Source organism: Coriobacteriaceae bacterium, from assembly GCA_025992855.1.
GTDB lineage: Bacteria > Actinomycetota > Coriobacteriia > Coriobacteriales > Coriobacteriaceae > Collinsella.
The window spans coordinates 347,088-370,167 of the sequence record DAJPGB010000001.1; the positions used below are offsets into that span (position 1 = coordinate 347,088).

A 23,080-nucleotide genomic window follows, 5' to 3' on the forward strand; every position below is an offset into this window, starting at 1 on the left:
CCATCATCCCAAAGCAAAAATGATCCGTTTTCCTCCGTCCCCAAGGGACCAAATAAGGCCGCCCCGGTTACCCAGGGCGGCCTTTTCGTCAGCAGCTACATTGCAGGCAAAACCACACGCTACTTGGCGCGGCCCTCCTCATAGCGCTCGACCAGCTTGGCCTGAACGTCGTAGGGCACCTGCTCGTAGCCAGCGGGCTTCATGGTAAAGTCGCCCGTGCCGCGCGTGATGGAGCGCAGGCGCGTCGAATAATCCGTCAACTCGGCGAGCGGAGCCTGGGCGATGACCACGGTGTCGCCGCGCTCATCGGTCTCCATGCCCGTCACGCGACCGCGCGAGGCCGAGATGTCGCCCATCACGGCGCCGGCGTAGCTCTCGGGAATGGTCACGGTGATCTCCTCGATGGGCTCCAGCACCACCGGGTCGGCATCGGCACACGCCTTGCGCAGGCCGATGCGAGCCGCCGCGCGGAACGCCATCTCGTTGGAGTCGACGCTGTGATACGAGCCGTCGTACACCGCGACGCGAATGCCCGTGAGCGGATAGCCGGCGATAATGCCGTCCTTCATGGTCTCCTGGACGCCCTTGTCCACGGCAGGGATGAGCGAGCGCGGAATGCGGCCACCCACGACCTCGTCAACAAACTCATAACCGTCGCTCGTGCCGTCGGGCCCAATGAGCGGCTCCACGCGCAGCCAGCAGTCGCCGTACTGACCGGCACCGCCGGTCTGCTTCTTGTGGCGACCCTGGGCGCTTGCCGTACGGCGAATGGTCTCGCGATACGGAATGCGGATCGGCACACTCTTGGCCGCAACCTTGGTGCGGTCCTCCAGGCGGTTGAGCAGCACCGAAACCTGTGCCTCGCCAACCGCCGAGATGATGGTCTGACCGGTCTCCTCGTCGCGATCGATGCTCATGGTCGGATCGGCCTTGCAAGCCTTCTCGATAAACGTATAGAGCTTCTCCTCGTCGCCGCGGTTCTCAGCCTCGATGGCGATACGGTACTGCGAGTTGGGGAACTTGAACGCCGCCGCCTCGACCTTACCGGTAATGGAGAGCGTGTCGCCCGTCTCGGCTGCCAGTTTGGGCGCCACGATAATATCGCCGGCATAGGCGTGACCGACCTCGGTCATGTCGCGGCCGCACATCACATACAGGTGAGCCAAACGGTCGCTCTTGCGCGTACGGGCGTTGACGAGCTCAAGGCCCGGCTCAAGCGTGCCTGTCAGCACCTTGATAAAGCTGATGCGACCCTGCTGCGGGTCGGCCAGCGTCTTAAACACAAACGCCACCGGACGGTCGTCATCGCTCGAGATCTTGAGCGAATCGCCGTCGATGAGCGGCATCTCGCCGTAGTCGGTCGGCGCCGGGAAGTACGTGGCGATGTCATCCATCAGCGAGTTGACGCCCTGTTCCTTAATGCAATCGCCCGCAAAGACCGGCACAAAGATGCGCTCGGCGATTGCCTTGGACAACAAGCCCTCGAGCTCCTCCTGCGTCAGCGTCTCCTCGCCTTCCAGATACTTCATCATCAGCTCGTCGTCGGCCTCGGCCACCAGCTCGCACAGATGGTCGTGGGCCTCCTCGGCCTGGGCACGATACTCCTCGGGAATCTCCGACTCGGCGGCCTCGGCGCCGTTGCAGTGACGCGCCTTCATGCGCACCAGGTCGATGATGCCGTCAAAGTCCTCGCCCTCGCCCCAGGGAAGGGTCACGGCGCCCAAACGCGTGCCAAAGCGCTCCTGCAGCAGCTCCATGGTGGTCGCAAAGCTGGCCTCGGGGCGTGACAGGCGGTTCACGAACACCGCGCGCGCCAGGCGCAGGTCCTCGGCCGCATACCAAAGCTTGACGGTCGTCGGCTGCGGTCCGGCCTCGGCGTCGACCACAAACAGCGCCGTCTCGCAGACGCTCATCGCCGCAAAGGCGTCGCCGATAAAATCGGGATAGCACGGGGCATCGAGCACGTTGATGCGGGCGCCCTTCCAGTCGATCGGCGCGATGGTCGTCGAGATGGAAAACGCGCGCTTGACCTCTTCGGGGTCATAGTCGAGCGTAGGCTTGGTACCGTCGTGGCCGCCCAGGCGGGCGGTCTTACCAGAAAGGTGGAGCATGGCCTCGGCGAGTGAAGTCTTGCCCACCCCGCCTTGGCCTACGAGCACCACGTTCCTTACGTTGCCGGTCTTGGGAGCACCCATGATGACCTCCTTGCAGGGCCGCGCGCATTGCGCGACGCCAACGGGGAGAGTTCGCGGTCGGTGCCATCCCGGGAGCAGCATGGTCGGCAGCCGAGCCGACTCACCCTCCAAATGTCCTATGCCACCACCCTACCCTCACGGGCGGCTGTCCATGCATACCTTTCGGCGCACGTATGAATACAGGCGGCGAGAGGAAGAGACAAGCTTGTGAGGCGATTATTGAACCCCGTCGATGCAAACAAAAAGCCGCCACAGACCGTAAGACCTGCGGCGGCTTCGCCTCAATTAATAGTTGAGTAAATACCTGAGCCTATCCCTCGATACGGCTCAAGAACTCACGGGTGCGCTGCTCGCGCGGATGGTCGATGACCTGCTCGGCAGGACCCTCCTCGACAATACGACCGCCATCCATAAAGACCACGCGGTCGGCAACATCGCGCGCAAACTGCATTGCGTGGGTCACAATCACCATCGTCATATTCTGCGCCGCAAGGTCCTTAATGACACGCAGCACCTCGGCCGTCAGCTCGGGATCGAGTGCCGAGGTCGGCTCGTCAAAGAACAGGATCTCCGGGTCGAGCGCCAAGGCGCGGGCAATACTCACGCGCTGCTGCTGACCGCCCGAAAGCTCACACGGCACCTTGTTCTCGTTGCCCGTCAGCCCCATTTGCGCAATCAGCTCGTGAGCGCGGGCTTCCGCCTGCTCGCGCGGACGCTTGAGCACGCGAATCGGAGCATCGGTGATGTTTTTCATCACGGTATAGTGCGGGAACAGGTTGTAATTTTGGAACACCAGGCCGAATCGCGAGCGCGTTTGCTTGGGCACATCGCCCTTCGCATAGACCGCGCCCGAACCCGCATCCGTCGCAACGGCAAGGCCGCCAAACGAGAGTGAGCCTCCGTCGAGTGTCTCGAGCAGCGTGGCGCAGCGCAGCAGCGTGGACTTACCGCCACCCGAAGGCCCGATAATCGCCACGACCTCGCCACGCTTCACCTCGAGCGAGATATCCTTGAGCACCTCATTGCCGCCAAACGCCTTGCGGGCGTTCGTTATATTCATTACCGTTCCGGACACAGGAACCTCCATGTATTTGAAGAGTCAGCGAGCGTGTGACTGACGAGACAATGTGCTCCGAAAGAGGAGCGCCGCGTACTTCTGTACGCAAGCGACGGCTTGAGGCGCAGATTGGCCGTCAGGCACGCGCGCAGCGTCGAGCAGTCCGCCGTTCGTTAGAACGGCGGAACGATCTAGTCATGATAATAGTCCAGCTTCTTTTCGGCAGCGCCCAGCAGCATCTCGACCACGAAGTTAAAGACCCAGTAGATCAGCGCTGCAATCGCAAACGGCACCATGCTCACCTGCGAGGCGACCAGCGCCTTGGCCGTCGAGAACATCTCGCCCACGCCGATGGCGAACGCCAGCGACGTGTCCTTGACCAGCGTGATGATCTCGTTGCCCATCGCCGGCAAAATGCGCTTGGCGACCTGTGGCATCACGATATACAGAAACGTCTGCATGCGCGAGTAGCCCAGCACCTCGGCAGCCTCGTATTGACCGCGTGGAATGGACTGTAAACCCGAGCGATAGATCTCGGCAAAATAGCCGGCGTAGTTGATGATGAACGCCACGACGCACGCCGTCCACTTGGAATCGGGCGTGAGCGAAATGCCGAACACGTAGTACGGGGCAAAGTAGATAGCGAACATCTGCAGCATCAGCGGCGTGCCGCGCATGACCGAAATGTAGATGCGCGCGATCCAACGAAGCGGCGCGATCTTGCTCATGCGCATAAACGCCACGGGGATTCCCAGCGGAATCGACCCCAGCAGTGTCAGCACAAATAGCTGCAGGCTGACCAGAAAACCCTGGCCAAGCATCTGCATCATGACCTGAATTGACATTATTTGAGCACCCAATTATCGAAGGACAAACCGTAATCCGCATATTTATCGCAGAGGTCCTTGACCGTGCCGTCTTCGTAGAGCGCCTTGAGCGACTCGGTCACGGCGTCGGCAGACTTGGTGTCGCCCTTCTTAAAGCCGACGGCGTAGTGCTCGCTGGACAGCGGCTCATCAAGCTGCGTATAGGCATCGGGCTTGGCGGCAAGCTGATACTGAGCGATCGAGAGGTCGCAGGCAACGGCATCGACCGCACCGCTCTCGAGCTGCATAAACGCCGTGTTGTACTCGCCGATGGTGTCGAGCGTGGCAAACGTCGCGGCCAGATTCTTCTGGTCGCCCTCGAGCACGTCCTGCGCGGCGGAATCAGTCTGGGTGATCACGGTCTTGCCCGCAAGGTCATCCCAGCTCTTGATGCCCGCGTCCTTCTTGACCACGAGCACCTGCTCGTTGAGCATGTACGGCTCGGAGAACGTGTAGTCGTCCTCGCGACCCTCCATGGTAAAGCCGTTCCAGATGCAGTTGATGGCGCCGGAGTTGAGCAGCGTGTCCTTGGCATCCCAATCGATGGCCTCGTATTTGACCTCCCAGCCCTGCTTATCGGCAACAGCCTTGGCAAGATCGAGATCAAAGCCGGTGTACTCGCCATCGTCGCCCACAAAGCCGTACGGAGGATAGGACTTATCAAAGCCCACCACGAGCTTCTTGGACTCCGCAGCGCCCTTCACGTCCTTGGCCGCGGCAGAACCAGCAGCGGAGCCCTTGCCGGCACCACCGCCGCAACCGACAAGACCAAGGCCAAGCACCGTGGCGAGCGAGCCGGCTAGACCAACAAACTGACGACGAGACATATCGGTATTCATGGTATTCCCCCTTGATGGCACTTTAGTTAAGTAAAGTGAGTCGTGTAACGTTCAGAATCATACACTTTACCTTGATAGAGTACAAGGGAGGGTTTGCCCGCCGGGTGCCGGGACAGGGGTTAAGTTTGCTGCTCTACAGTCCTGCTCACGACGGAGAGCACATTAAGTGCTCTCCTGTTCGTGCGGAACTCGCGACAAACTTAACCCCTGTCCCGGCACCCGGCGGGCAATCTTCGTTGGACTTATCACTGACATGAAATGGGCGCTTGCATATCGTCTGCTAGCTTGGCACGGTACAATGCTTTCAGATTTCAATTTGTAAATTAGTGGGGTTAATTCATGGCAGAATCTCGTGCGGAGCGTAAGGCTCGTCGTGCTTTGATTGAGGCGGCTGAGGGGTCAGAGGAGAAAAAATCTTCTAAGAAATCCAAGTCGTCTCAGGACGCAAAGGGTAAGTCGGGCAAGAGTAAGGTTAAGGCCAAGCGTTCTGGCGCTCGTCAGGCTGGAAACAAGGATTCCGAGGCTCGCTCCAAGCGTTCGCATAAGGATTCGCCCAAGCCCACTCATAAAGCTGTGGACCCCAAGTCCCCTTGTTCCATCATGAAAGCTTGCGGTGGGTGCACGGCGCTCAATCGTCCTTATAAAAAGCAGTTGGCGGCTAAGCAGGCTGCTATGGAGGAGCTGTTTGCTGGGCTCTGTGAGCGCGAGGGCATTAGCGTCGACCCCATTCGCGGTATGGGCGTCACCCTGGGCGACCCGGGCAAGTATCCTGCGCCGCGTGGTTTTCGTCATAAGGCTGCCACTCCGTTTGCTCCCGGCAAAGAGGGCGCTGTCCGCTGCGGCTTTTTTGAACGTGGGACACACAGAATCGTTGCTGTTCCTGAATGCCCTGTCGAGGCGCCGGGCACTCGTCAGATTCTCAACGGCATCGCTCGCGAGGCCGAACGTCTGCATATTCCTGCCTTTAACGAAGACAAGCATCTGGGGCTGCTTCGCTATGCCGTCGTCCGCTGCGGTTGGCGTACCGACCAGATCATGGTTACCCTTGTGACCGCTCAGCGCGACCTGCCGCATGCGCAGGAGTTCTTTGAGGCTGTCGCCGCACTCGATCCGCATATCGTCACCGTTGCCCAAAATATCAACGGGCGACCCGGTAACGCCATCTTGGGCGAGGAGACCCGTATCGTCTATGGCGCTGAATGCATGCGCGACCAGCTGCTCGGCTGCGAGTTCGATATCTCCCCCGCCGCGTTCTACCAGACCAACCCGCAGCAGACCGAGCTGCTCTATCAGCTCGCGATTGACGGCATGGACCTGCAGCAGGGCGACGTACTCATGGATGCCTATTGCGGTAGCGGAACTATCGGCCTGTGCGCAGCCAAAGCCGCCCAGGACAAGGGCGTCGGCATTATGCTGCTTGGCGTGGAGCGCAACCACGCCGGCATTGCCGACGCACGTCGTAATGCCGAGCTCAACGGCCTCACCCGCAGCGCTTGGTTTATGGCCGACGATGCCACCGACTACATCCTAGATGCCGCCGATAACAACGAGCGGGTCGATGTCCTTTCCATCGACCCGCCGCGCGCCGGCTCCACGCCCGAGTTCCTCGAGGCCGCCTGCGCACTTAAGCCGCGCCGCATCACCTATATCAGCTGCAACCCCGTGACTCAAGAGCGCGACCTGCATCAGCTCCTCGACGGAGGCTATCGCCTGCTCAAGATCACGCCCGTCGACATGTTCCCTCACACCGACCACACCGAAACCGTAGCGGTCCTCGAACGCCGCTAACCAACCTCAGTAGATTTTTGGGACAAGAAAGGGGGCGACCCGCCTGGGCCGCCCCCTTCGCTTGGTTTATAAACTCCGCTACATCCCATTGCGCAGATCGCACACGCCGGCTGCCGCCATCTCGCGCAGCAGCGTCTCGCGGTCGCGCGTCACGATCAAATCCAGCGGGAAGTGAATCTCGTCGAGCATCTTGCGCGCGTGATCGAGCTTGCCAATGGCCATGCCAATGTGGGCATCGGTTGACACGCCAATGCCCACGCCCAGCTCGGCGCAGCGCTCGGCGATCTTGCGGCATACGGCCCAATGCTCAGTGTCGACACCGTGTTCAAGACTATGGTTGTTGATCTCGATAATCTTGTGCTTGGCCTTAGCTGCCAACAGCACCTCGTCGATATCGAACGGCACGCCCGAACGCCCCGTGTGACCCAGCATGAACACCTTGGGGTGCTCCAGGGCATTGATATACATCTCGGTCGTCTGGGCCAGCGTCGCGCCCTCAGCAATCTGTGGATTATGCACGCTTGCAACCAAATAATCCAAATTACGCGTAACCAAATCGAACAGCGAATGCTGACGGCTGTACGAATCGCCGGCAATATCGAGCGTGACAAGAGTGTCCTCGCCAAACAGGCTTCCGTCCAGCGAAACGATATCGGCCTCGGCACCACGCAGCACCAGCACGCCGCTCCAAATGCGCGGCCAGATATCCTGGTTGATAAAGAACTGGTAACTGCGCAGGTCATTGGGGCAAGCCGTAACCATAGAGCTCAAATGGTCGGCAGATCCGAGCACCTGCAGACCACGCTCTGCCGCCCAGTACACATTCTCCTCAATGGTCGAATATGCATGCGCAGAGAACATCGTATGGGTATGAATGTCACAAGAAAGCAGGTAGGGCATCAGGTCTCCTTATCTGGCACGGCCGTCGCTTATATTCATTGTACGCATAGCCTTCGATAGTCGTAAAACCACTCCATCCCAAAGACACAACGTCCATGACAACGGGGTCCGGCTTAACACCAAACCCCGTTTCACGTAAAACATTGTAGGCAGAGCGCTTTGCTTTTAACGATACTCGTCCGCCAACTGTTTCCAAGCGGGTAGCGAATTGACAATCGTTTCGTAACTCACGCAATAGCCCAGGCGGAACCAACCCGGCATACCAAAGCTGTCCGAGGGAACCGCAAGCAACTCATACTTCTTTGCGCGCTCGCAAAACGCATTCGCATCGGGCTCCAACGCTTTCACCCATAGGTAGAACGCGCCATCCGGCTCAACATAGGTGTAGCCATACTCCGCTAGTGCGTCGGTAAGCGCGGTGCGGTTGCGTGCATAGGCCTCAACGTCACTCGGCTCATCGATGCAGTCGATAATTACGCGCTGGAAGAGTGCCGGTGCGCATACAAAACCCAGCGTACGGGCAGCACCCGCAACAGCCGGCATCAGACGGGCGGCCTGCGGATTGGTGTTGGGAACCAAGATCCACCCCACGCGCTCACCCGGCAGCGACAGCGACTTGGAATACGAGTAGCACACGATGGTGTGCTCGTAAATCGAGGGCACCCAAGGCACCTCGGCACCGTACACGATTTCGCGGTACGGCTCATCCGAGATGAGCATAATCGGATTCTCGGGATCGCGCTGAGCGTTGGCCTCGCGCAGAACGTTGGCCAGTCGCGTCAGCGTGTCGCATGTATATACGGCACCGGTCGGATTGTTGGGAGAGTCGATGATGACGGCCGCCGTCTTATCGCTGATCGCCTTGAGCACGTTGTCCACGCTCAGCTGGAACGTATCTTCATCGGCGAGCGCCTCAACACACGTACAGCCGGCCTTCTCAATCCAAACGCGATACTCCGGAAAGTACGGGGCGATAACAATAACCTCGTCGCCCGGGTTCGTAACGGCGTTGAGCGTGCAGGCGAGCGAAGCCGCGGCACCCACCGTCATAAAGACGTCTTTGCCCTCATAGCTCGTGCCAAAGCGGCGGTTGAGCGATTCGGCCACAGCGGCACGACATTGCGGCAGGCCCGGTGCGGGCGTGTAGCCGTGCAGCTGGTCGCTCGGCAGCTCCAGGGCCTTCTTAATCGACTCAGCCACGGCAGCGGGCGCTGGAACGCTCGGATTGCCCAGCGAAAAATCGAATACGTTTTCCGCACCGATCTGCGCCTTGCGCTCAAGGCCATAGCTAAAAATCTCACGGATGATGGAGCTTTCCGCACCGCGAGCATACATAGTTTCGTTGATCATCTGTTCCCCTTTCGCATAGGCGCTATTGTACGCTTTAGCCGAGCAAAGTGCCGCAGCAATGTTGATTGGGGACAGACTTAAATGCGTGAAAACGCTCATTTAAGTCTGTCCCCAATCAACAGACGGCCCCATATCGCTCAAAAGAAAAAGCCTCCGCAGGTTTCCCCGCAGAGGCTTTCGCCACAAAGACTATTTGTCGGCGTCGGTGTCGGCATCGGCATCGACGACGGCATGGTCATCGTCAGCGTCATCGGATGCCACTTCGGCATCCTCCTGCATGGCCGCCTGCGCAAAGGCCGCGGCATCAGCCGCCAGCTCCTCCTCGCTCATACGAGGCGCGCGCTTCTTGGTCGGCATGCCGGCCGCCTTGGCATTGCGATCCTCCTTGGCCGCCAGGATATCGCCCTCGCGCTCAAGGTAGGCATTCCACTCGTTGTCGAGCAGGGCGTTCACGGCGTCGCCTTCGACGGTCTCGCGCTCAAGCAGCACCTTCGCCATCAGATCGAGCTGATCGCGACGGGCATCCAAAATCTCGACCGCACGACGATGGGCTTCGCGCATAATGCGCTGAACCTCGATATCGATGCGGCGTGCCGTCTCCTCGGAGTAATCCTGGTGATCGGCGTAATCGCGACCAAGGAACACCTGATGCTGCGCCTCGCCAAACACTTGCGTGCCCAGCTCCTCGCTCATGCCCAGACGCGTAACCATCTCGCGCGCCATCTTGGTCGCACGCTCCAGGTCGTTGCTCGCGCCCGACGTGATGTCATCGCACATGAGCTCCTCGGCAACGCGACCGCCCAAGAACACGGCAAGCTCGTCGAGCATCTCGTTCTTGGTCTTGAGGAAGTGGTCCTCCTGCGGAAGCTGCAGCGTGTAGCCCAGGGCCTGACCGCGGCTGACGATCGAGATCTTATGAACCGGATCGGAGTGCTCCAGGATGTGGCCCACCAAAGCGTGACCGCTCTCGTGGTAGGCAATCGTGGTGCGCTCGGCCTCGGTCATCACGCGACCCTTGCGCTGCGGACCTGCAATCACACGTTCCATCGATTCCTCGACCTCGTCCATCGAGATCACGGAACGATGACGGCGAGCGGCCAGCAGCGCAGACTCGTTGAGCAGGTTCGCCAAATCGGCACCAGTAAAGCCAACGGTCATCTGGGCGAGCTTCTCAAACTTAACGTCCTCGTCCATCGGCTTGTTCTCGGCGTGCACGCGCAAAATCTGCTCGCGGCCTTTCACGTCCGGACGGTCGACCGTCACCTGGCGGTCAAAACGGCCGGGACGTAGCAGCGCCGGATCCAGGATGTCAGGACGGTTGGTAGCTGCGATCAGGATGACCGACTCGCTCTCCTCAAAACCGTCCATCTCAACCAGCAGCTGGTTGAGCGTCTGCTCGCGCTCGTCGTGACCGCCGCCCAAGCCGGCTCCGCGCTGACGTCCCACAGCATCGATCTCATCGATAAAGATGATCGACGGGGCCTGGGATTTGGCCTCCTTAAAGAGGTCGCGCACGCGGCTGGCACCGACGCCCACGAACATCTCGACAAAGTCGGAACCCGAGATGCTAAAGAACGGTACGCCTGCCTCACCGGCAACAGCCTTGGCCAGCAGCGTCTTACCGGTGCCCGGAGGGCCCACGAGCAATACGCCGCGCGGAATCTTGGCGCCCAGCTTGCGGTAGCGATCCGGATCGCTCAAGAAGTCGCGGATCTCCTCGAGCTCCTCGACTGCCTCGTCCACGCCGGCAACGTCCTCAAACTTGACCTTGGGGCGCGTGGCCTCGTTGGTCTTGGCGTTGGTCTTGCCAAACTGCATGTTCCTGTTGTTGGCACCCATCATCTGGCGCATAAAGTAGAACATGATGGCGATCAAGGCGATCGTCGGAAGCACGCTCATCGCCAAGTCGCCCCAAAAATCGGGGTCATTGGTGTTGACGATGTACTTGGTATCGGGGTGCTCCGCCATAAGCTCGGCAAGCGAATCGGAGCCGACATAGGTCGAGGAGAAGCTCTTGAGCTCGCTCGTATCGCCCTTGTCCTTGCTCGCCTTCCAGTAATGACCGGTCACGCTGCCGTCTACCACCGTATACGTCAGGTCGTCAACACGATCCTGCTTAATGGCGTTGACCATCTCGCTCGTCGCGAGCTTTACGGTATTGCTGGAATTGGCAAAGCCGGAGCCCATGTTAAAGAAGGCGTAGCCCAGAAGCGCGCAAGCCAAAATAAAATACAGCCAGCCCGTACGCGTGGGCTTTTTGCCTCCGGGCATCCCCGGGATCTTAGGGTCCCGGGGAGTCTGGGAATTGTTATCGTTACGGTCGTCGGGCATCTTACGAATAAACCTCCGGTTTCAAAATGCCCAGATACGGAAGGTTACGGTAGCGCTCGGCATAGTCGAGGCCGTAACCCACCACAAAGGCATCGGGGCAATGGGTTCCAACATACTTGGGCGTGACGGCCGAGGTACGGTCCGCAACGTCCTTCCACAGGAAGGCGGCGACCTCCAGAGAAGCGGGCTTGCGGCTCTCGAGGTTCTTCATCAGATACTTGAGCGTCAGGCCCGAGTCCAGAATGTCCTCGACGATCAGCACGTCGCGACCACGGATGTCGATATCCAGGTCCTTAATAATACGCACGATACCGGAGGACTTCACGCCGTCACCGTAGCTCGAAACAGCCATGAAATCGATGTTGGTCGGCAGCTCGATTTTGCGCATCAGGTCGCCCATAAAGACCACGGCGCCGCGCAGGACCGCAATCAGCACCAGATCCTTACCCGCGTAGTCGCGAGTAATCTCCTCGCCCAGGCGAGAGACGATACCGTCGATATCCTCCTGCGTAAACAGAACCTTCTCGATATCCGGATGTTGAGAAGCCATGACAACCCTTTCTTGTGCTTATCGTCCACACACCGCCGTATGGACGCGAACTACACATTCTAGCAGCGCACGGGGTATATTTACCAGCCCGTGCGCCATCAGCGCGGGAATAGCGTCAACGTCGCACAGAATAGCTGGCGCAGGACGCTATTCCGCATCGATTACACGAAGCAGATACGCCACGCGCGTTGCGGCCGTGCATTTAAAACGCTCGTCCGCGCGAACGCCTGCGACCCACACCACGGCGCCCCCCGGAGCCGTTCTTACCACAGGAACGCTCGCGCGCTCGGATACGGGGACGCGCGCCTCATTCAACAGGTCGGACACTTTCTTGCTTCGGCCGCTCATACCTAACGGACACATCACGTCCCCCGGCGCTGGACCGTCTATCCACAGTCGTGCCGAGCGCGCCGCGGCAGGTATCTCCCCGCGCGAGCCGGCTAGCATCCGCTCGCTATCGCGGTCGGCGAACCCCAGGGCCGCCGCATCCACCAAGGCCGCAACCTCTCCGGCAGCAGCAAGCTCGCGGGCACGGTGCACGATATCGCGCCCCGGCTCCACAGCCATCGGCTCTGCTGTCAGCATACGCCCCGCCCCCAGCGGCAGACGACCGGGAACGGAGATCCAGTCGGCCACTAAGCCCTCGCGCGCCGCCGGGGCCTTGAACGCCAGCATGCCAAACTCCACACGGGCATCAATTCCCGCAGGAAGCGTTACCGAGCCCGAGCCCGCAGCGACGCAGGCGAGCACGCGCTCCACGTGCCGCATCTCCGGTCGCGCGTCGGGATCGATGCGCTTTATCGCCAACCGCACGATACGCCGTGCAATCACAACCTCAGCGGCGGCAAGACGGCGCGCATCGAGCACCAGTGCGCCCGCCGCTTCCTTGCGCAGACAGCTTCGAAACGCCTGTGCCGAAAGCTGGGAAAGAAAGGCGTCTTCGTCGCCCAGAATTTCGCAAGCGGCGCCAATCGTCTTACAGACGCTCGCGTTGCGCTGCGCCACCACCGGCATCACTCGATGGCGTACATAGTTGCGCAGGTACGAAACGTCCTCGTTGCTTTCATCTTCCCGCCATGGCTGACCGTGCACCTGCAGATAGCTCACGAGCTCATCGTGCGTGAGGTCGAGCAAGGGGCGAACCACAATGTTCCGACGGCGCGGAATGCTCGATAGACCCGCGGGACCCGACCCTTTAATGGCATTCATCAAAAATGTTTCCGCGCGGTCCGACGAAGTATGCGCGGTACAGATACGAGCCGCCGTCCGCGGTGCGCCCGATTCGGCACAAAGTTCGCGAACATATCTCCGTGCCGCGGCATAGCGCACCTCGCGGGCCGCAGCCTCGATATTGCCCGATTCGTCATCAAAATAGGCATGCTCAACGCACAGCGGCAAGCCGTATTGCACGCACAAATCACGTACAAAGGCCTCGTCGCCATCGGATGCCTCCCCGCGCAGATGATGGTTTACATGCAGCACGTGCAATCGCTCGCGCGCAATGGGAGCGACGCCGCGCCCGTCCTGAATATCCAGCTTTGATGTGCAAGCCATAAGGAGCAGCGCCGTCGAGTCCGCACCGCCTGATACCATGAGCACTACGGGGGCAGCGGCCTGCCGCGTTGCCAGGGCGCTCTTATCCGTCCTCGGCGCGGCATGATGTCCATAGTGCTGAGATACCGTTGGCATTCGCTTCCTCCTCTATTCGTCCGCACCCATTGTATCCTTTGGAATCTTATGTCTCGCCTGCACCTTCATATCCTCGGCAGCGGCTCAAAAGGCAACTGCGCACTCGTCGAGGGGCCTCAGGGGCTCATCATGATCGACAACGGCCTGTCCCGCCGCGAGACACTTAAACGCATGGCGGAGCTTGGCCTCTCGGCAGACGACGTCGCCGCTCTAGTAATCACCCATGAGCATGGTGACCATATCAAGGGGCTCGATGTATGGTGCAAGCACTGGCATGGTCCCCTCTTTGCCAGCAGGGACACCCTTTCATGCAAAGAAAACCTCGCGCACCTGCCCGTAGAGGAATTTGACCCCGGCGACACGCTCCCCATTGCCGGCATCCACGTGCAAACCTACTCAACATCGCACGATGTCATCAATCCTGTCGGCTATCGATTTAATGCTCTCGATGATTCCATTGGGTTTGCCACCGACACCGGAGAGTTATCGAGCAAGGCCATAGGCATCCTCAAAGACTGTCGAGTTCTCGCGCTCGAAAGTAACCACGATGTAACTATGTTACGCGAAGGACCGTACCCACGCTTTCTTCAGGAGCGCATCCTGTCCACAAAGGGGCATCTCTCCAACAACCAGGCCGCCGAAGCCGCGCGCGAACTTGTTACCGATCGCACCGAACAGCTCATCGCCATGCATATCAGCCAGGACAATAATCGTCCAAGCCTTACCGTCAAAAGCTATGCCAACGCGCTTGATGCAAGTCTCGATGATGAACTCGGCAGTTCTGCCACCCGTCTTCAAGGGCCACGGAAGCTCTCGATACGCCCTGCAAGTCAGTATCAACCGACAACTATTCAATAGCCCCTCAAGACAACAAAAGGGGGCTGGGAATCACTTCCCAGCCCCCTTAACTCATACTCTCGATTGAAGCAGAGCCATCGTTAGTCGATGGAGATCTTCGTGACGTTCTTCTTCTCGACGATCTTAGGAACCGTAACGGTCAGGATGCCGTCAGCATACTTTGCAGAGAGGCCCTCGCTCGAAGCGTCCTTCAGATATACGCCACGCGTCGCGCTGTACGAGCTAAACTCCTTCTGGAGGAAGTTCTTACCCTCGTTTTCGGCGCTCTCCTCGACGTTCACGCTGATGGACAGGCGACCCTCATTGAGCTCAACGTCGATGTCATCCTTGGCGACACCGGTCAGATACGCCTTGACCTCGTAGCCATCGCCCTTGTCCTCAACGTCAACGGGGAACGCCTTGGAGGCAATCGAGTTGTTTGCAAGGTCGGTCATATCATCAAACAGATCGAACAGCGAGCTAGCAGAAGGACGAACGCCAAAAACCGAACGATAAGGAACCATGCTTGCCATGTTTACCACTCCTTTTAAGGACTGCCGAGCCATCTTCTAGGTGACTGGGACTTCTTTTGACGCTCTTATATATGCCCACCCAGTGCCCATATATACATCGACTATAAAGTTTTTTGAGTCCAGTACTATAAGCATATCTAAGTGTGTATGACTCAGGTTTTAGTAAGGTTAAGGTTCTTTGAACCAGAGCTTAAATAACAAGTATGTTCGCAGCTACAAATAACAAGGGGCTTACAATGAGCGCGTACACGTTGTTGGTAACGAGCTAAAGGGCATCATGGACGACCAAAACCAGAACAATATGTTTATGCCGACGCAGGGCGAAGATACTTCTACGCAGCCGCCACGGTTCCATCGCCCCCACATCTCGCAAGAGCCCATCAATGACCCAGAGCCCGATTATGTGACGAGAAACCGATATCAAACGCTCGAGGATGCCCAAACGGGACGTAAACATATGGGCGTCGCCTCGGGAGACCCTGTATATCTGAAAGACGCACCATTATCTAAAAACAGCGCAGCTAGTGATGAGCCGATGAAAGCATCCGCCGTCCATCAACAAAGAGGGCCTCGACCCAAGCAAACCTTGACGCATTCGGCTCGCTATCTCGAAACGCCAAAACAGGGAAAGTCAATCTTCGTTTCGTCAAGTAAACGACGCAAGCAGCATCAGCTGACAATTCTGCTTTTGACCATTGCGGCCATAGCAGTTGCCCTTGTTATACGATTTATTTTCTTTAAATAAAGGCTCAATACCGAAAACAACAAGATCGTCTGGTGTAATTGAGTCATTTACGCCCCGTAAACGCAAAAAAGGGGGAGGCCGCGAGGCCTCCCCCTTTTTCAGTTTCGATGACGGCTCGGTGCCGTCCACCGGTCAGCGGCGCCCTGGCCTCCCACGGGCTGGCCCCGCAGTACTCTCGGCGCGATGGGGCTTAGCTTCCGGGTTCGGAACGGGACCGGGCGTGCCCCCCATGCTCTGGCCGCTGACCGGTGGGCGGCGCCCACCGTTACGGTGTCCTGGGTCTCATCTACGTGCCCTGGGGGCCGCATGGCGCATAGGAGGAGTCGACTCGGGGGCATCCTCGTGCCCGGACCGCGCGCATGAGCGCTGGGTCCCGCGGGCCGCGAGGTGCGGTTCCGGAAGAGCTCGGGCGATTAGTGCGGCTCGGCTGAGGCTGTCGCCAGCCTTGCACCTGCCGTCTATCGACCAGGTAGTCTACCTGGGCCCTTACCGGAAGGAGAACTAATCCCTGGAACGGCTTCCCGCTTAGATGCCTTCAGCGGTTATCCGCGCCGCACGCGGCTACCCGGCCGTGCCGTTGGTCGACAACCGGTTCACCGGAGGTGCGTCCACCCCGGTCCTCTCGTACTGGGGGCAGCCTCCATCGATTCTCCTGCGCCCACGGAGGATAGGGACCGAACTGTCTCACGACGTTCTGAACCCAGCTCGCGTACCGCTTTAAACGGCGAACAGCCGTACCCTTGGGACCTGCTCCAGCCCCAGGATGCGATGAGCCGACATCGAGGTGCCAAACCTTGCCGTCGATGTGGACTCTTGGGCAAGATCAGCCTGTTATCCCCGGAGTACCTTTTATCCGTTGAGCGACGGCCCACCCACTCGGGGCCGCCGGATCACTAGAGCCTGCTTTCGCACCTGCTCGGCTTGTGGGCCTCGCAGTCAAGCCCGCTTGTACTCTTGCATTCAAAAGGACGGTTGCCGACCGTCCCGAGCGGACCTTCGCGCGCCTCCGTTACCCTTTAGGAGGCGACCGCCCCAGTCAAACTGCCCGCCTGGCACGGTCCCCGAGCCGGTTGACGGCCTCGGGTTAGGACGCCGGTCGCGCGAGGGCAGTATTCCAAGGGCGGCTCCCCGGGGGCTGGCGCCTCCGGATCTGTGCCTCCTGCCTATCCTCTACACGCGGGACCAGCGGCCAATGCCAAGCTGCAGTGAAGGTTCACGGGGTCTTTCCGTCCTTCCGCGGGTAAGTCGCATCTTCACGACCAGTGCAATTTCACCGGGTCCATGGTCGAGACAGCGCCCAAGTCGTTGCGCCTTTCGTGCAGGTCGGAACTTACCCGACAAGGAATTTCGCTACCTTAGGACCGTTATAGTTACGGCCGCCGTTTACCGGGGCTTGGCTTCGGGGCTTCGCCTTGCGGCTAACTCCTCCGCGTGACCTTCCGGCACCGGGCAGGCGTCAGACCCTATACGTCGCCTTGCGGCTTCTGCAGAGTCCTGTGTTTTTGGTAAACAGTCGCTTGGGCCTCTCCACTGCGGCCCGCCTCCGCTCCCGGAGCAAGTCCGTTCACGTACGCGCGGGCACCCCTTCTCCCGAAGTTACGGGGCCATTGTGCCGAGTTCCTTGACCATGGTTGACCCGATCGCCTCGGTATGTTCTACCCACCCACCTGTGTCGGTTTGCGGTACGGGCGCGCACGCGCCTGCCTAGGGGTTTTTCTAGGGACCTCGGGCTCACTCGCTTCGCTTGATCGCTTCGTCCGGAGCCTCGCCCTCGTGCGGACCGGATTTCCCTGGTCCGCGGGCCGCGCTCCATCACGGGGACGTCCAGAACCCCGCCGAGCCACCCCCATCCGTCGCCCCGTCGGTCGTAGCGCCGCGTGCGCGGTGCAGGAATGTCTGCCTGCTGCGCGTCGGCTACGCCTCCCGGCCTCGCCTTAGCCCCCGACTGACCCTGGGAGGATTAGCCTTGCCCAGGAAACCTCGGGTTCACGGCGGACGAGTTACTCTCTCGTCTCTCGCTACTCATGCCAGCATTCTCACTCCCATGCGCTCCACCGCCGGTCGCCCGGCGGCTTCGCCGCCCATGGGAAGCTCCCCTACCGATTCTGAAAGTCAAAATCCCGCCGCTTCGGTGTCCAGCTTAGCCCCGTGTATTGTCGGCGCATGTCCACTCGACCAGTGAGCTGTTACGCACTCTTTGAATGCATGGCTGCTTCTAAGCCAACATCCTGGTTGTCTGGGCGGACGCACATCCTTTGCCACTCGGCTGGAACTTGGGGACCTTAGCGGGCGGTCCGGGCTGTTTCCCTCTCGAGCACACAGCTTAGCCCACATGCTCTGACTGCCGCGCTCTGGGCCGCCGGCATTCGGAGTTCGGTTGGATTCGGTAGGCGGCGAAGCCCCCTCGTCCATCCGGTGCTCTACCTCCGGCGGTGAACGCGCGACGCTAGCCCTAAAGCTATTTCGGGGAGAACGAGATATCTCCGGGTTTGATTGGCCTTTCACCCCTATCCGCAGGTCATCGCCGCCGTTTTCAACCGACGTGCGTTCGGCCCTCCACGGGGTCTTACCCCCGCTTCAGCCTGCCCACGGATAGCTCACCCGGCTTCGCGTCCGCGGCGCGGGACTCAAGTCGCCCTGTTAAGGCTCGCTTTCGCTCCGGCTCCCTTTCGGTTAACCTCGCCCCGCGCCAGCGACTCGCTGGCTCATTCTACAAAAGGCACGCCGTCACAACTGAAAAGTTGCTCCGACTGCTCGTGGGCGCACGGTTTCAGGTACTGTTTCACTCCCCTCCCGGGGTGCTTTTCACCTTTCCCTCACGGTACTGGTGCGCTATCGGTCACAGGGTAGTACTCAGGCTTGGATGGTGGTCCACCCAGGTTCGGACCGGGTTTCACGTGCCCGGCCCTACTCAGGGACCGCGTCGCGCCGTCCGGTCTGGGTTCGCGTACGGGGCTGTCACCCGCTGCGGCCGGCCCTCCCATGCCGTTCCGCTCCCCAGCCGGACCTGCGCCCGGGGGCGGCAGCCCCCGGATGCGCGGCCCTGCAACCCCGTCGGCGGAACCCCTGCCGGGTATGCCCGCTCGACGGTTTGGCCATCGGTCCCCTTTCGCTCGCCGCTACTCGGGGAGTCTCGAGATTGATTTCCTCTCCTCCGGGTACTTAGATGTTTCAGTTCCCCGGGTTGTCCTCCCGGCCCCTATGTGTTCGGGGTCGGGATATCCGTACTGCTACGGATGGGTTCGCCCATTCGGAGACCCCCGGGTCGAAGGATGTGTGCTCCTCGCCGGGGATTATCGCAGCTTGCCGCGTCCTTCATCGGCTCCCTGTGCCAAGGCATCCGCCGTGCGCCCGTGGTATCTTGCGGGACCGCTCTCGGGCCCGCGGGATATCCACGTGTCGCTAAAATTAATTAATCGATATCATGAATAGCGCTCGTATGTCGCAATTCGGGTATCTCATACCGCGGCACAGTAGTTGACTGTGCTCGCGATCAGATGCTCCTCACTCATTTATAAGTGAATTCTTCTTGTTTGGATCGGATGAATGATTGCTATCATTCTGTCTGATAAATCGCAGAAAAGAATCGAGTCTGGAAGAATGATCTTCCATCTCTCTCCTATCGCTATGCGGCTCTCAAGGTACGCGGGTGCGACCCCGGGGACCGGGTGCTGCGGGGACTTCATCGCGGGCGACATCCACCGGACGGGCTCCTGCCCTCTATTCGAGTTAAAGTTTGTCTCTCTAAGAACGTATCTCCCTAGAAAGGAGGTGATCCAGCCGCACCTTCCGGTACGGCTACCTTGTTACGACTTCACCCCCCTCACCCTCCACACCTTCGGCGCCTCCCCCCTCTCGGTTGGGCCGGCGACTTCGGGTGCAGACGACTCGGGTGGTGTGACGGGCGGTGTGTACAAGGCCCGGGAACGCATTCACCGCGGCATGCTGATCCGCGATTACTAGCAACTCCGACTTCATGGGGGCGGGTTGCAGCCCCCAATCCGAACTGGGGCCGGCTTTCCGGGATCCGCTCCCCCTCGCGGGGTGGCATCCCTCTGTACCGGCCATTGTAGCACGTGTGCAGCCCAGGGCATAAGGGGCATGATGACTTGACGTCGTCCCCGCCCTCCTCCGCCTTGACGGCGGCGGTCCCGCGTGGGTTCCCGGCATCACCCGATGGCAACACGCGGCGGGGGTTGCGCTCGTTGCGGGACTTAACCCAACATCTCACGACACGAGCTGACGACAGCCATGCACCACCTGTATGGGCTCCTCTCGGCCACGGGGTCTCCCCCGCTTCACCCATATGTCAAGCCCTGGTAAGGTTCTTCGCGTTGCTTCGAATTAAGCCACATGCTCCGCTGCTTGTGCGGGCCCCCGTCAATTCCTTTGAGTTTTAGCCTTGCGGCCGTACTCCCCAGGCGGGACGCTTAATGCGTTGGCTGCGGCACGGGGGGATCGTCCCCCCACACCTAGCGTCCATCGTTTACGGCTGGGACTACCAGGGTATCTAATCCTGTTCGCTCCCCCAGCTTTCGCGCCTCAGCGTCGGTCTCGGCCCAGAGGGCCGCCTTCGCCACCGGTGTTCCACCCGATATCTGCGCATTCCACCGCTACACCGGGTGTTCCACCCTCCCCTACCGGACCCAAGCCGCGGAGGTTCCGGGGGCTTCGGGGGGTTGAGCCCCCCGCTTCGACCCCCGGCCTGCCGGGCCGCCTACGCGCGCTTTACGCCCAATGAATCCGGATAACGCTCGCCCCCTACGTATTACCGCGGCTGCTGGCACGTAGTTAGCCGGGGCTTCTTCTGCAGGTACAGTCTTGACTCTTCCCTGCTGAAAGCGGTTTACGACCCGAAGGCCTCCGTCCCGCACGCGGCGTCGCTGCGTCAGGGTTCCCCCCATTGCGCAAGATTCCCCACTGCTGCCTCCCGTAGGAGTCTGGGCCGTGTCTCAGTCCCAATCTGGCCGGTCGGTCTCTCAACCCGGCTACCCGTTGTCGGCACGGTGGGCCGTCACCCCGCCGTCTACCTGATGGGCCGCGGAGCCATCCCCTCCCGTCGGGGCTTTAGCCGGGGTGCCATGCGGCACCCCGGGGTATCCGGTATTACCCGTCCTTTCGGGCGGCTATCCCGGGGGAGGGGGCAGGTTCTCCACGTGTTACTCAGCCGTTCGCCACTCGCTTCCCTCCGGAGAGGGGTGCCGTTCGACTTGCATGTGTTAGGCGCGCCGCCAGCGTTCATCCTGAGCCAGGATCGAACTCTCCGTCCAAAATATATGGGCTTCGAGCCCGTCCGGTCCTCACAACTATTAGCTGATCGGTTCCGTTCGATTCATATGGTTCTATTTGATAGGAAAAGGAATTTCTCGGGGCCGCCTCTCGGCGGCCTTGCGAAAAACAAATCCAAGTTAGACCATTTCAAATGGTTCGATGTCTGCCCGGATGCGACACATCTGGTGTGTCCATCCTCGCAGTATCCGGTTCTCAAGGTGCACGCCCCGCGGTCCATCCGGTTCGACCGGGCCGCGCGGCAAGGAGATATATTGCCAGACCGGAGGGCCCCCGGGGGCGGGAATCTGGGTGCACACATTTCCTACACATATAAGCACTCTCGGCTGGCTGGCTAAAAACAGGAGGGGACCTCGCTTCCGAGATCCCCTCTTTTGCCTATCTATAGCAATAGACTCTTAAATACCTTATGCCAGCAGCTTGCGACCGGACTCCTCGATCGCGTCAAGTGCTGCATCTGCCTCGGCGGCATCCGCGCCCTTAGCGAAGATGTACAGCTTGATCTTGGGCTCGGTGCCGGAAGGACGAACGATACCCTTGTTGCCACCCTCAAGATCGAACTCAATAACATTAGCCTTCGGCAGGCCGTTCACGCAGGTGTTGTAATCAACGACGGCCTCAATCTTGGAACCGGCGAGCTCCGCGGGCGGGTTCTCGCGCAGACCGGCCATGATGCCGGCCATCTTTGCCGCACCCTCAGCACCCGGATAGCTCAGCGAAATCGTCTTATTGTGATAGTAGCCATACTTCTCGTACAGCTCGTGCATCGCGTCGGCAAGGTTCTTACCCTGCAGCTTGTAATACTGCGCCATCTGGCAAATCAGAAGCGAAGTGCTCACCGCGTCCTTATCGCGCACGTGGTCGCCGGCCAGATAGCCGTAGCTCTCCTCGAAACCGAAGATAAAGCGATCGACCTCGCCAGCATCGGAAAGCGAGGTAATGATGTCACCGATGTACTTGAAGCCCGTCAGGCAGCGACGGAGCTCAAAGCCGTACTCGTCGGCCAGTGCGTCAACCATAGCGGAAGAAACGATAGTAGTAACGGCAACCTTCTTGGTGAGATCCTCGCCGCGGGCGGCACGGGTCTTGCAAATATAGTCGAGCAGCAGGACGCCCATTTCGTTACCGGTCAGCAGCAGGTAGTCATCACCATTCTTGACGGCAACGCCAACACGGTCGGCGTCGGGATCGGTTGCGAGCAGCAGATCAGGGTGAACCTGCTCGCAGAGATCGATGCCCTTCTGCATGGCCTGACGGATCTCGGGGTTAGGATACGGGCAGGTCGGGAAATCGCCGTTAGGCTCCTTCTGCTCGGGAACAACCGTGACATCGGTGATGCCAGCGCGCTCGAGCACCGTCGTGACGGGAATGAGGCCGGTGCCGTTGAGCGGAGTGTAGACGAGCTTAAGCGGTGCGCCGGCAATCTCCTCGGCAGAAAGGTTAGTCACGCCGCGGGCGAGAACGGCGTCATAATAACGCTCGAGGCACGAGTCATCGATCCATTTAACCAGACCCTGCTCAAGAGCCTCATCAAAGTCCATGGACTTCACGCCGGTAAACGTATCGGTCTCGGCGATAGCCCTAGAAATTGCATCGGCGGCCTCACTGGTGATCTGGCAGCCGTCGGGGCCATAGGCCTTATAGCCGTTATAAGGCGCTGGATTATGACTAGCGGTCATGCAAATGCCACCGGAGCACTTAAGGTCACGGACGGCCCAGGAAAGCGTCGGCACGGGGGAAATCTTAGGATACACGAGAGCAGTCACGCCGTTTGCCGCAAGAATGGCAGCCGTCGTCTTAACGAACAGTTCGCCCTTATTGCGGCTATCGCGAGCGATGGCAACCGTCGGATGCTCGAAGGTCGCATTGAGATAGTCAGCAAAACCCTGCGTCGCGCGACCGACCGTATAGATATTCATACGGTTAGTGCCTGCACCGATAGTGCCACGTAGACCGGCGGTACCGAAGGCGAGATCTTGGAAGAAAGCGTCGGTGATGGCGTCTTCGTCACCCTGCTCCTTCATTGTGTTGAGCTCAGCGAGGAGCTCCTCGTCCTTGACATTGGCAATCCAAGTATCAAGCAGCTCATGAACATCTGCCATGTGAGTCCT

14 protein-coding genes and 3 rRNA genes are annotated in these 23,080 nt (G+C 59.9%); 3 read left to right on the plus strand and 14 right to left on the minus strand.

The features are described 5' to 3' along the window. Positions 1-119: 119 nt before the first annotated feature. From OIL88_01475 to OIL88_01490, 4 genes are all read right to left on the minus strand, one after another. Positions 120-2,195: an elongation factor G gene (locus OIL88_01475; protein HJI71055.1), complete on the minus strand. Its 2,076-nt coding sequence runs from the start codon at positions 2,193-2,195 to the stop codon at positions 120-122. Between the two features lie 310 nt (positions 2,196-2,505). Continuing rightward, a complete protein-coding gene (locus OIL88_01480; protein HJI71056.1) occupies positions 2,506-3,255 on the minus strand; it encodes an amino acid ABC transporter ATP-binding protein in 750 nt (249 codons plus the stop codon). Positions 3,256-3,443: 188 nt separating this feature from the next. After that, complete coding sequence (locus OIL88_01485; protein ID HJI71057.1) at positions 3,444-4,097, minus strand: amino acid ABC transporter permease; 654 nt, start codon at positions 4,095-4,097, stop codon at positions 3,444-3,446. Further along, positions 4,097-4,957 (minus strand): transporter substrate-binding domain-containing protein, encoded by an 861-nt coding sequence (locus tag OIL88_01490; GenBank protein ID HJI71058.1) that lies wholly within the window; start codon positions 4,955-4,957, stop codon positions 4,097-4,099. The genes OIL88_01485 and OIL88_01490 overlap by 1 nt, the downstream gene beginning before the upstream one ends. A 339-nt stretch (positions 4,958-5,296) precedes the next feature. Here OIL88_01490 and rlmD point away from each other — a divergent pair, with 339 nt between their 5' ends. Continuing rightward, positions 5,297-6,745: a 23S rRNA (uracil(1939)-C(5))-methyltransferase RlmD gene (gene rlmD, locus OIL88_01495; protein HJI71059.1), complete on the plus strand. Its 1,449-nt coding sequence runs from the start codon at positions 5,297-5,299 to the stop codon at positions 6,743-6,745. 78 nt (positions 6,746-6,823) lie between these two features. Here rlmD and OIL88_01500 read toward each other — a convergent pair whose 3' ends face one another. The 5 genes from OIL88_01500 to tilS all read right to left on the minus strand — a co-directional run bounded on the left by OIL88_01500 (position 6,824) and on the right by tilS (position 13,565). Further along, positions 6,824-7,645: a phosphatase gene (locus OIL88_01500; GenBank protein ID HJI71060.1), complete on the minus strand. Its 822-nt coding sequence runs from the start codon at positions 7,643-7,645 to the stop codon at positions 6,824-6,826. Between the two features lie 165 nt (positions 7,646-7,810). Beyond that, a complete protein-coding gene (locus OIL88_01505; protein HJI71061.1) occupies positions 7,811-8,995 on the minus strand; it encodes a pyridoxal phosphate-dependent aminotransferase in 1,185 nt (394 codons plus the stop codon). A gap of 189 nt (positions 8,996-9,184) precedes the next feature. Continuing rightward, entirely contained in the window at positions 9,185-11,266 is a 2,082-nt protein-coding gene (ftsH, locus tag OIL88_01510; protein HJI71062.1) for an ATP-dependent zinc metalloprotease FtsH, read from the minus strand. A gap of 61 nt (positions 11,267-11,327) precedes the next feature. Continuing rightward, entirely contained in the window at positions 11,328-11,876 is a 549-nt protein-coding gene (gene hpt, locus OIL88_01515; GenBank protein HJI71063.1) for a hypoxanthine phosphoribosyltransferase, read from the minus strand. A gap of 147 nt (positions 11,877-12,023) precedes the next feature. After that, positions 12,024-13,565 carry a tRNA lysidine(34) synthetase TilS gene (gene tilS / locus OIL88_01520; GenBank protein ID HJI71064.1) on the minus strand — a complete coding sequence of 514 codons (1,542 nt, stop codon included), beginning with the start codon at positions 13,563-13,565 and terminating at the stop codon, positions 12,024-12,026. A gap of 48 nt (positions 13,566-13,613) precedes the next feature. Between tilS and OIL88_01525 the strand changes: the two genes are divergently transcribed. Further along, positions 13,614-14,423: an MBL fold metallo-hydrolase gene (locus tag OIL88_01525; protein ID HJI71065.1), complete on the plus strand. Its 810-nt coding sequence runs from the start codon at positions 13,614-13,616 to the stop codon at positions 14,421-14,423. A gap of 80 nt (positions 14,424-14,503) precedes the next feature. On the opposite strand, the gene OIL88_01530 is transcribed toward OIL88_01525, so the two are convergent. Then, complete coding sequence (locus OIL88_01530; protein ID HJI71066.1) at positions 14,504-14,935, minus strand: Hsp20 family protein; 432 nt, start codon at positions 14,933-14,935, stop codon at positions 14,504-14,506. A 277-nt stretch (positions 14,936-15,212) separates the two neighbouring features. Here OIL88_01530 and OIL88_01535 point away from each other — a divergent pair, with 277 nt between their 5' ends. After that, positions 15,213-15,680 (plus strand): hypothetical protein, encoded by a 468-nt coding sequence (locus OIL88_01535; protein ID HJI71067.1) that lies wholly within the window; start codon positions 15,213-15,215, stop codon positions 15,678-15,680. A 130-nt stretch (positions 15,681-15,810) separates the two neighbouring features. Here the strand turns inward: OIL88_01535 and rrf are convergent. The 4 genes from rrf to OIL88_01555 form a co-directional block, all read right to left on the minus strand. Continuing rightward, positions 15,811-15,926: ribosomal RNA gene (rrf, locus tag OIL88_01540) — 5S ribosomal RNA — on the minus strand. Between the two features lie 147 nt (positions 15,927-16,073). Continuing rightward, positions 16,074-19,047 (minus strand): 23S ribosomal RNA (locus OIL88_01545). A gap of 397 nt (positions 19,048-19,444) precedes the next feature. After that, a 16S ribosomal RNA gene (locus OIL88_01550) occupies positions 19,445-20,950 on the minus strand. The 16S, 23S and 5S rRNA genes sit together here, the layout of an rRNA operon. Before the next feature lie 426 nt (positions 20,951-21,376). Continuing rightward, the gene (locus OIL88_01555; protein ID HJI71068.1) at positions 21,377-23,071 is read right to left on the minus strand and encodes a phospho-sugar mutase; all 1,695 of its coding nucleotides are present in this window, start codon (positions 23,069-23,071) and stop codon (positions 21,377-21,379) included. Positions 23,072-23,080: the final 9 nt, after the last annotated feature.